We start from the raw sequence: 10045 nt of genomic DNA on the forward strand, positions 1-10045 counted from the left end.
CCTAAATATCGCAATGCGCAAACAGGTGAAACCTGGACTGGCCGTGGCCTGCAGCCCAAGTGGGTTCAAGCCGCCGTTGCCTCGGGCAAGAAACTCGAAGATTTCGCGATCTGAATTTCAGATTGAAACAAAAAGGCCGGTCAACTGACCGGCCTTTTTTATTGCTCAAGGCTTCGTGGTTTTGAAATCACCTGCAAGACCCAATACAAACTGTTCGGGCTTCAGATACTTCTTCAGGGCCTGATTGACCTGCGCCAGTGTCAGAGATTCGATGGCCGCATCGACCTGAGCGGCCAGCGCAAAGGTGCGATCCAGATACAAATTGGCTGCCCAGCCTGCTGCCAGACGTGCATCCTGTGCCCGGCCCAATCGACGGAAATTCAGCAGACCACGCTTGCCGGATTCAAACTCGGCCTGCGTGAAGCCTTGTGACAAGGCGCGCTGGATCTCTTCCTTGAATGCGGCTTCCACCTTGTCTCTATTCTGTGGCGCGAAGATGGCCGACGCTGTCCATTCGGAATGCTGCTCCACTGGATTCCAGCTCACGCTGCTGTACACGCTGTAAGACAGGCCTTCTTTTTCGCGAATGCGGTTCCACAAACGCGAATCGCCACCTGCACCCAATAAATGGTTCGCCAGCATGAATGCGGCGTAATCGGGGTCCTGGTCATTCATGGCCAGCGGCATGACCACCGACATGGCCGCATTTTGTTTATCGGGCGTGCCAAGAACCAACCGAGTTGCGGGCAGTTTGATCAAGGGATTGGGCACGCGGGCGAAGGGCTTGTCGTTGCGCCAATCACCAAATCCCGAGTGAAGAGCCTGCTTGACTGCCCCAGCGTCGAGATCACCCACGGCGGCAAATTGCGCATGCCCTGCGGCCAGAAACTCGCTGTGGAAGGCACGCACGCGCTCAATCTGTACCGATTTCCAGTCAGATTCAGTTTCAGCAAAGGTACGGGCATAGCGCACATCACCCTTCGGATAGGGATTGCCATGGCGGGAGATGGCCTCCGCCAATACGGCTTCAGGCTCCTTGCTTTGCTCTTCCAGTGACGCCAGCGCCTGATGGCGGACTTCTTCCAGCGCATCGGCAGGCAAAGCTGGGTGACGCAGCACATCGGCGACCAGGGCGATCAAGGCTGGCAGGTGCTCACGCCGGGTCGCCAGATTGACGATCAACTGGCCAGGCGCCGCGCCAAAACTCACCTCGGCTTGCAGGGCATCGAGCCTGTCTTGCAACTGCTGGCGGTTCAGGCCGCTGGTGCCTTTGTCCAGCAAGGCGGCCAGCGCAGCCGGTGCTTCACCCCAATTGGCCAGGGATTTTTCGTCGCCATAACGCAGCGTCAAGCTGGCTTTGACAGCCTGGCCACGCGTGGACTTGGGCAAGAGCGCAACCTTCATGCCGGAGGGCAAATCGAAGCGCTGGGTACGGGCATCGATGTTGGCCGGGCTGGCATCGAAGGCCTCGGCCTTGGCTTGCGCGCCTTGGGCCTTGAAGTCCTTGAACATATCGGCCACATTCACGCGATCCGGCTGGGGTGCGCGCTCGGGTGTGGCCGTGGGCACGTATTGGCCCAAGGTCCGGTTGGACGAGACGAACACCTGCTGCGCCACGCGCTGCACATCGGCGAGCTTGGCGTTCTTGATGCGATCACGGGTCAGGAAAAACAGGCGCCAGTCGCCCTGCGCCACGGTTTCAGACAGGGCCACGCCAATGCGCTGTGGGTCGGAGAAGCCCATGTCCCAGGACTTCAGCCACTTGGCCTTGGCGCGGTCCAGTTCTTCCTGCGTGATGGGCGTCTGCTTGAGCGAAGCCTCGATGACGTCGAGCATGGCCTTGCTGGACGTGGCCGGGTCTTGCTGGGGCGACAGTTGCGCACCAAACAGGATGAAGCCTGGATCGGCCATACCCTCAGAGAAACTGAACACGCCGGCGGCCAACTGCTTTTCAGTCAGGGCCTTGTGCAGTCGGCCGGAAGGCGTATCGCCCAGGATCACGGAGATGAGCTCGATGGCTGCGTAGTCCGGATGTGCCCCAGGCATGATGTGATAGCCGGCGTACAGCAAGGGCACACCGCCGACGCGGCGCAGCGTGACCGAGCGCTCGCCGTCCTGCACGGGGTCGAGCGTGTACAGGTGCGGCAGTTCACGCGTGGGCTTGGGGATGGCGCCAAAGGCCTGCTGCACCCAGGGCAGCACCTTGGCCGGATCGAACTTGCCCGACACGATCAGCGTGGCGTTATCGGGCTGGTAGTAGCGGCGATAAAAAGCCTGCAGATGGCTGATGTCCACGCCCTCCACGTCGGCCCGCGCACCGATGGTGGACTTGCCGTAGTTATGCCACTGGTACATGGACGAGATGGTCTTTTCCATCAGGATGCGGCCGGCGTCGTTCTCGCCCATCTCCATCTCGTTGCGGACCACGGTCATTTCACTGTCCAGGTCCTTGCGGGCGATGTAGCTGTGGACCATGGCATCGGCCTGCCAGTTCAGGTACCAGTGCAGGTTGTCATCGTTGGCAGCGAAGCTGGCGAAGTAATTGGTACGGTCATACCAGGTACTGCCGTTGGCATTGAAGCCACGCTTGTTGAATTCGCCCCAGACCTGCGGGTACTTGGGCGAGCCCTTGAACATCAGGTGCTCCAGCAAGTGGGCCATACCGGTTTCGCCATAGCTTTCGTGGCGCGAGCCCACGCGGTAAGTCACGTTGACAGTGGTCGTGGGTTTGGAGTCATCGGGGATCAGCAGCACTTGCAAGCCATTGGGCAGGCGGTATTCAGTGATGCCCTCGACCGAGGTGACCTGCTTGAGTGAAGCGGCAGACGATGCGGGCGCAGTTGCAGGAGTGGCCGGCGCCGCCATCACAGCCTCAGACAGCGTGGAGGCGACCAGCAAGGCCAGCGCGGTCAGGACGAACCGCGGCGATTGACGAAAACGGGAAACACGTGAACGGGAGGTAATCGAGGTGTTCATGGGTCAGGTCGTCATGAAAAAAAGATCCGGCAGCGGACCGAGCTTCACTGAGTGTAGGCCGGCCGTGTAAAGGTTCCGTTTACAAGCTCGGATCACAAAGGGACTTAGCGCGCATTGGCGCCACATCTGGCCTTGTGCAATGTCATCCAACGCGTGCTTGATGCATGGTAAAAAACACTGTTCTCCCTGTACGGAATGCGCCAACATGAATGCCGACTCGGCCTCCCCGGCCACACTCGTCCGAAAAAGGATTGCCTGGGCTGCACTGGCCTTGGTCGCCGCCGCAGCGTTGATCGGCTGGAACAAGCTCAAGCCGCAGGGACTGCCCACCGGCATCGCCAGCGGCAATGGCCGCATCGAGGCCACGGACATCGATGTGGCCACGCGCACCTCTGGCCGCCTCAAGGATGTGCTGGTCAAGGAAGGTGATGACGTGGAAGCGGGCCAGGTGCTGGCCCATATGGACACGGCCACGCTGGAGGCCGATTTGCAGCGTGCGCAATCACAGGTCAATCAGGCGCGCAATGCCAAGGCGACGGCTGCGGCCTTGCTGGCCCAGCGTGAGCAGGCGGTGACCACGGCATCGGCTGTGGTATCGCAGCGCCAGGCGGAGTTGAATCTGGCCAGCAAACAACTGCAACGCACGCAGGAGTTGGTCAACAAAGGTTTCCTGTCGCCGCAAAAGCTCGATGAAGCGCAAGCGCAGGTGATGAGCGCCAAGGCTGGGGTGAGTGCAGCGCAATCCCAGGTGGCAGAGGCCAGGACGGCCGTGACGGCCACGCGTTCGCAACTGCAGGAAGGCGATTCAGCCATCGCCACCGCGCAAGCCAGCTTGGCCCGCGTGCAGGCGGATCTGGATGAAAGCGTACTCAAGGCACCACGATCGGGTCGCGTTCAGGTATTGGCCGCCCAGGCCGGCGAGGTACTGGGGGCCGGCGGGCGTGTCATTTCCCTGGTGGACGTGGGCGATGTCTACATGACCTTCTTCCTGCCCGAGACGGCTGCCGGGCGTGTGGCCATTGGCGCCGAGGCCAGGTTGGTGCTGGATGCCGCGCCTCAATATGTGGTCCCAGCCAAAGTGACGTTTGTGGCCAGCGTGGCCCAGTTCACCCCCAAGACCGTGGAGACCACAGCCGAGCGGCAGAAGCTGGTCTTCAAGGTACGCGCTCAGATTGACCGTGCACTGCTCGACCACTATCGCCAGCAGGTCAAGACCGGCATGCCCGGCATGGCCTATGTGCGCGTGCAGCCCGATACGCCTTGGCCAGACAAGCTGAGCGTGGCGCTGCCTGACAAGGCCTATGCGAAACCGGATGCAGCAAGCGCCACGCAAGCAGCGTCATCCAGCGCATCCAACACCCCTGCCCCGTGAACCAAGCCGTTGCACAGATCCAATCACTGAGCCACGCCTACAAGCGTGTCAAGGCGCTGGATGAGGTCACGCTGAGCATCCCCGGCGGCTGCATGGTCGGCCTGATCGGGCCGGACGGCGTGGGCAAATCCACCCTGCTCGCCCTGCTGGCCGGAGCCCGACAGATCCAGCAAGGCGAGATCGAGGTGCTAGGGGGCAGCATGGCCCAGGCTCGGCACCGGCGCGAGGTTTGCCCCAGGATCGCCTACATGCCGCAAGGCCTGGGCAAGAACCTGTACGCCACGCTGTCCGTACGCGAGAACGTGGACTTCTTTGGCCGGCTTTTCGGCCATGAGGCCCGCGAGCGCCAGGCCCGCATCGACGAACTGCTGCACAGCACTGGGCTCTTGCCTTTTGCGGATCGCCCCGCAGGCAAGCTCTCGGGCGGCATGAAGCAAAAGCTGGGGCTGTGCTGCGCCCTCATCCACGATCCCGATCTGCTCATCCTGGATGAGCCCACCACCGGCGTGGACCCGCTGTCACGCAGGCAGTTCTGGGAGCTGATCGAGCGCATCCGCAGCCGCCGTCCCGGCATGAGTGTGGTGATCGCCACGGCCTATATGGAAGAAGCGCAGCGCTTTCACCACCTGGTGGCCATGGACGGCGGGCGCGTGCTGGCCACCGGCACACCCGCCGAGTTATTGGCCCGCACGGCTTGTCAGGATCTGGAGGCGGCCTTCATCCAATTGCTGCCAGAGCAAAGGCGCCAGGGGCACCAGGCCTTGGTCGTGCCCCCTCGCCCCAGTGAAGACGGCGACATCGCCATCGAAGCACAAGGCCTGACCTGCCGCTTTGGTGACTTCACGGCTGTGGACCATGTCGATCTGTCCATCCACAAGGGCGAGATCTTCGGCTTCCTGGGCTCCAACGGCTGCGGCAAGACGACCACGATGAAGATGCTGACCGGCCTGCTGCCCGCCACCGAAGGCAGTGCCTCGCTGTTCGGGCATCAGGTCAACGCGCAAGACATGGCGATTCGCCGCCGCGTGGGCTATATGTCGCAAGGTTTTTCGCTCTACAACGAGTTGACCGTCACGCAGAACCTCGAGCTGCACGCCAGGCTGTTTCACGTCCCTGCCGAGAAACGCGCAGGCCGCGTGCGCGCCATGATGCAGCGCTTTGAACTGGAAGCCGTGGCCGATGAGTTGCCGGAGAAGCTGCCACTGGGCGTACGTCAGCGTTTGTCGTTGGCCGTGGCCGTGGTGCATGAGCCTGACATGCTGATCCTGGATGAACCCACCTCGGGCGTAGATCCCATCGCCCGCGATCGCTTCTGGGAACTGATGATCAAGCTGTCACGCGAAGATGGAGTCACCTTGTTCATCTCGACGCACTTCATGAACGAGGCCCAGCGCTGCGACCGCATCTCGCTGATGCATGCCGGGCGCGTGCTGGCCAGCGATACGCCCGCAGCACTGGTCGAACAACACGGCCACGCCAATCTGGAGGACACCTTCATTGCCCTGCTGGAGCAGGCCCAATCCACCGATCCGGTTGACACGCCAGCCACAGCCACTCAGCCGGGCACTTCGCCTGGGATGGCCGGAGTGCCAGCCGCCAATCCAGACGCCCCCGCCAAAGCAACACGCCAGCGCTCGCCCCGCTTCAGCCTGGGCCGCCTGCTGAGCTATGCCCACCGCGAATCGCTGGAGCTGCGCCGCGACCCCATCAGGCTGACACTGGCCCTGCTGGGCACCGCGCTGCTGATGATCATCATGGGCTACGGCATCAGCATGGACGTGCAGGACCTGCGCTTCGCCGTGCTGGACCGGGATCAGACCTCGATCAGCCGCGACTACGTGAACAACATCAGTGGCTCGCCCTACTTCCTCGAACAAGCGCCCATTCAGAACGATGCAGACCTGGACCGCCGCCTGCGCAATGGCGAGCTGAGCCTGGCCATCGAGATCCCGCCGCATTTCATGGCCGATCTGCAGCGTGGCCGCCCCACCAGCATTGGCGTCTGGGTGGATGGCGCCATGCCCCAGCGTGCCGAAACCGTATCCGGCTATGTGCAAGGGCTGCACGCCAGCTACCTGGCCGACAAGCTGGCGCAGACAGGAACGCAAGCGCCCGCGCTGGCCGACGTTGAAATCCGCTACCGCTACAACCCTGACGTCAAGAGCCTGTACGCCATGGTGCCAGCCGTGATCCCCATCCTGCTCATCTTCATCCCGGCCATGTTGACGGCGCTGGGCGTGGTGCGGGAAAAGGAGCTGGGCTCCATCATCAACCTCTACGTCACGCCGGTCACGCGGCTGGAGTTCTTGCTGGGCAAGCAGTTGCCCTACATTGGCACCGCCATGGTCAGCTTCCTGCTGATGACGGCGATGGCTGTGTGGGGCTTTGGCGTGCCGCTCAAAGGTAGCCTGATGGCACTCACGTTGGGCGCCCTGCTCTACGTGACGGCGGCCACGGGCCTGGGCCTGCTCATGTCCACCTTCACGAACAGCCAGATCGCGGCCATCTTCGGCACCTCGCTGGCCACCATGCTGCCGGCCATACAGTTCTCGGGGATCATCAACCCGGTGTCCTCGCTGGAGGGCTTTGCCGCCGTGCTGGGCCGCATCTACCCGACAGGCCCCTTCCTCATCATCAGCCGCGGCACGTATTCCAAGGCACTGGGCCTGGCCGAGTTGTGGCCTTACTTCATCCCATTGGCCTTGGCCATTCCCGTGCTGACCTTTGTCAGCGTTGTCCTGCTCAAAAAGCAGGACAAGTGAGGCGCCGCCATGCACACCTTGCTGACCTCGCTGGCCAATATCTTCAACCTGGGCATCAAAGAGTTGCGCAGCCTGTGGCGTGATCGGCTCTTGCTGCTCTTCGTGATCTGGGCCTTCTCAGGCGCGCTGTATACCGCCGCCAAGGGCGCACCGGATCGCCTGCATCGCGCGCCCATGGCCGTGGTGGACGAAGACCAATCCACCTTGTCGCAACGGGTGGTCAATGCCTTCTACCCGCCCACCTTCATGAAGCCCAGCCCCATCAGCCTGAGCGACATGGACCCGGGCATGGACGCCGGCCGCTACACCTTCGTGATGGACATCCCGCCTGATTTCCAGCGCGATGTGCTGGCAGGCAAGACACCGGCCATCCAGCTCAATGTGGACGCCACGCAGATGAGCCAGGCCTTCCTGGGCGCAGGCTACATCCAGAGCATTGCCCTGGGCGAGATCAGCGAGTTTGTACAACGCGAACGCCGCAACAACACGCCCGCGCTGGATCTGGCCATGCGCATGCGTTTCAACCCGGCGCTGGACAACACCTGGTTCATGGGCGTGATGGAGCTCATCAACAACGTGACCATGCTGTCCATCATCCTCACGGGTGCGGCGCTGATTCGCGAACGTGAGCACGGCACCATCGAGCATTTGCTGGTCCTGCCCCTCAATCCCGTGGAGATCATGCTGGCCAAGGTCTGGGCGATGGGCGCGGTGGTGATGCTGGCCACAACCTTGGCCGTGCACTTCGTGCTGCGCGGGGCCTTGAGCATGCCCATCACAGGCTCGGTCGGGCTGTTCATGGCGGGTTGCACACTGCACCTGTTTGCCACCACCTCGATGGGCATCTACCTGGGCACGGTGGCGCGCTCCATGCCGCAACTGGGCTTGCTGATGATCCTGGTACTGCTGCCGCTGCAGATGCTGTCTGGCGGCATGACCCCGCGCGAGAGCATGCCCGAGATCGTGCGCCTCATCATGGCCGGCGCGCCCACCACGCACTTTGTGAGCTTCGCGCAGGCTATCCTGTACCGAGGCGCCGATCTGAGCATCGTGTGGCCGCAGTTTGCAGCCATCGCGCTCATCGGCGCTGTGTTCTTCCTGGCGTCCTTACGGCGCTTCCGCTCGGCTGTCAGCCGCATGCAAACTTGAAGGAATGTCCTTGCTCAAACCAGATGGCAACAAGAAGCAGGTATGGCCCATGAGCCCCTGGGGCATGGCCTTGATCCTGCTGACCATGCTGTGGGTGCGCGACCTGTGGGTCAACAACGCCCAGGTCCAGCCCATGCCCTACAGCGAGTTCGTTCAGCACCTGGAAGCGGGTGACGTGGCCTCGGTGCGCGTGGCCAGCAACGTGATCGAAGGCGAACTGAAAAAGCCCCTGCCTGATGGACGCCAGCGCTTCATCACCACACGCATCGAGCCCGGACTGGCCAAGGACTTGTCGAGTTACAAGGTCCGCTACGAAGGCGTGATCGAGAACACGGTCGTGCACGATGTGCTCTCGTGGGTACTGCCCGTGCTGCTGATGTTCGGCCTGTGGAACCTGCTGGCGCGCAAGATGATGAAAGACGGCGGCTTTGGCGGCGGGATAGGCGGGATGATGGGCGTGGGCAAAAGCCGCGCCCGTGTCTATGCCGAAACCGATGTCAGCGTGCATTTCAATGACGTGGCCGGCGTCGACGAAGCCAAGGACGAGCTGCGCGAATCCGTGGACTTTCTCAAGAACCCGCAGTCTTACGGCAGGCTGGGTGCGCGCATGCCCAAAGGCATCCTGCTGATCGGGCCTCCCGGCACCGGCAAGACCATGCTTGCCCGCGCGATGGCTGGTGAGGCAGGCGTGCCCTTCTTCTCCATCAGCGGCTCTGAATTCGTCGAAATGTTCGTGGGCGTGGGTGCTGCCCGTGTGCGCGATCTGTTCGAGCAGGCCCGCAAGGCAGCGCCCGCCATCATCTTCATCGACGAACTGGACGCCCTGGGCCGTGCACGAGGTGCCGGGCCAATGAGTGGCGGTCATGATGAAAAAGAGCAGACGCTGGACCAGTTGCTGTCCGAGATGGATGGCTTCGATGCCAGCGTGGGCGTGGTCATCCTCGCGGCCACCAACCGGCCCGAGGTGCTGGACCCTGCCCTGCTGCGCGCCGGCCGCTTTGACCGCCAGGTGCTGGTCGATCGCCCTGATCGCAAAGGCCGCACGGACATCCTGCGCGTGCACATCAAGAAGATCACCACAGCCCCCGACGTGAACCCGGATGCCGTCGCGGCCTTGACGCCTGGTTTTGCCGGCGCCGATCTGGCCAACCTCGTCAACGAAGCGGCTTTGCTGGCCACGCGTCGCCAGGCACAAGCCGTTGAAGCGACCGACTTCAACAACGCCATCGAACGCATCGTGGCCGGCCTCGAAAAGCGCAACCGCGTGCTGAGCCCCAAAGAGCGCCAGACCGTGGCCTATCACGAGATGGGCCATGCGCTGCTGGCCATGTCTCTGCCTGGCGCGGATCCCGTCCACAAGATCTCGATCATCCCGCGTGGCATTGGTGCCCTGGGCTACACCATCCAGCGCCCCACCGAAGACCGCTTCCTCAGCACCCGCAGCGAGCTGGCAAACCGCATGACCGTGTTGCTGGGCGGTCGCGCAGCCGAGCAGCTCATGCTGGGCGAGATCTCCAGCGGTGCCGCCGACGATCTGGCCAAGGCCACCGACATCGCGCTGGACATGGTCACGCGCCTGGGCATGTCCACCGAACTGGGCCAGGTCGCCTACGAACGCCAGCGCACGCCCTTCCTGGCACAGATGCCCGCGTTTGGCTCCGAGCGCAACTACAGCGAAGACACGGCCCGCCACATCGACGAAGCCGTGCGCCAGTTGGTCGACAAGGCCTTTGCCAACGCGATGGAAGGCCTGCAAGCCAGGCGAGACTTGCTGGAACAAGGCGCA

At 62.7% G+C, this 10045-nt stretch carries 6 protein-coding genes; 5 read left to right on the forward strand and 1 reads right to left on the reverse strand.

The window, feature by feature from the left end; genetic code table 11:
* Positions 1-114 (forward strand): H-NS family nucleoid-associated regulatory protein (locus EPO09_RS08450; protein WP_290642117.1); only part of this gene is annotated, 114 nt, incomplete at its 5' end.
* Positions 115-165: 51 nt separating this feature from the next.
* Here EPO09_RS08450 and EPO09_RS08455 read toward each other — a convergent pair.
* Positions 166-2976 (reverse strand): pitrilysin family protein, encoded by a 2811-nt coding sequence (locus EPO09_RS08455; RefSeq protein WP_290642110.1) that lies wholly within the window; start codon positions 2974-2976, stop codon positions 166-168.
* A gap of 205 nt (positions 2977-3181) precedes the next feature.
* Here EPO09_RS08455 and EPO09_RS08460 point away from each other — a divergent pair, with 205 nt between their 5' ends.
* From EPO09_RS08460 to ftsH, 4 genes are all read left to right on the forward strand, one after another.
* Entirely contained in the window at positions 3182-4348 is a 1167-nt protein-coding gene (locus EPO09_RS08460; protein WP_290642111.1) for an HlyD family efflux transporter periplasmic adaptor subunit, read from the forward strand.
* Positions 4345-7110 (forward strand): ribosome-associated ATPase/putative transporter RbbA, encoded by a 2766-nt coding sequence (rbbA, locus tag EPO09_RS08465; RefSeq protein WP_290642113.1) that lies wholly within the window; start codon positions 4345-4347, stop codon positions 7108-7110. The genes EPO09_RS08460 and rbbA overlap by 4 nt, the downstream gene beginning before the upstream one ends.
* 9 nt (positions 7111-7119) lie before the next feature.
* Positions 7120-8259: an ABC transporter permease gene (locus EPO09_RS08470; RefSeq protein ID WP_290642115.1), complete on the forward strand. Its 1140-nt coding sequence runs from the start codon at positions 7120-7122 to the stop codon at positions 8257-8259.
* A 49-nt stretch (positions 8260-8308) separates the two neighbouring features.
* On the forward strand, positions 8309-10045 hold a 1737-nt coding region (ftsH, locus tag EPO09_RS08475), incomplete at its 3' end, for an ATP-dependent zinc metalloprotease FtsH (RefSeq protein WP_290642119.1).

This window comes from Aquabacterium sp. (assembly GCF_004297345.1).
Classification (GTDB): Bacteria; Pseudomonadota; Gammaproteobacteria; order Burkholderiales; family Burkholderiaceae_C; genus Aquabacterium.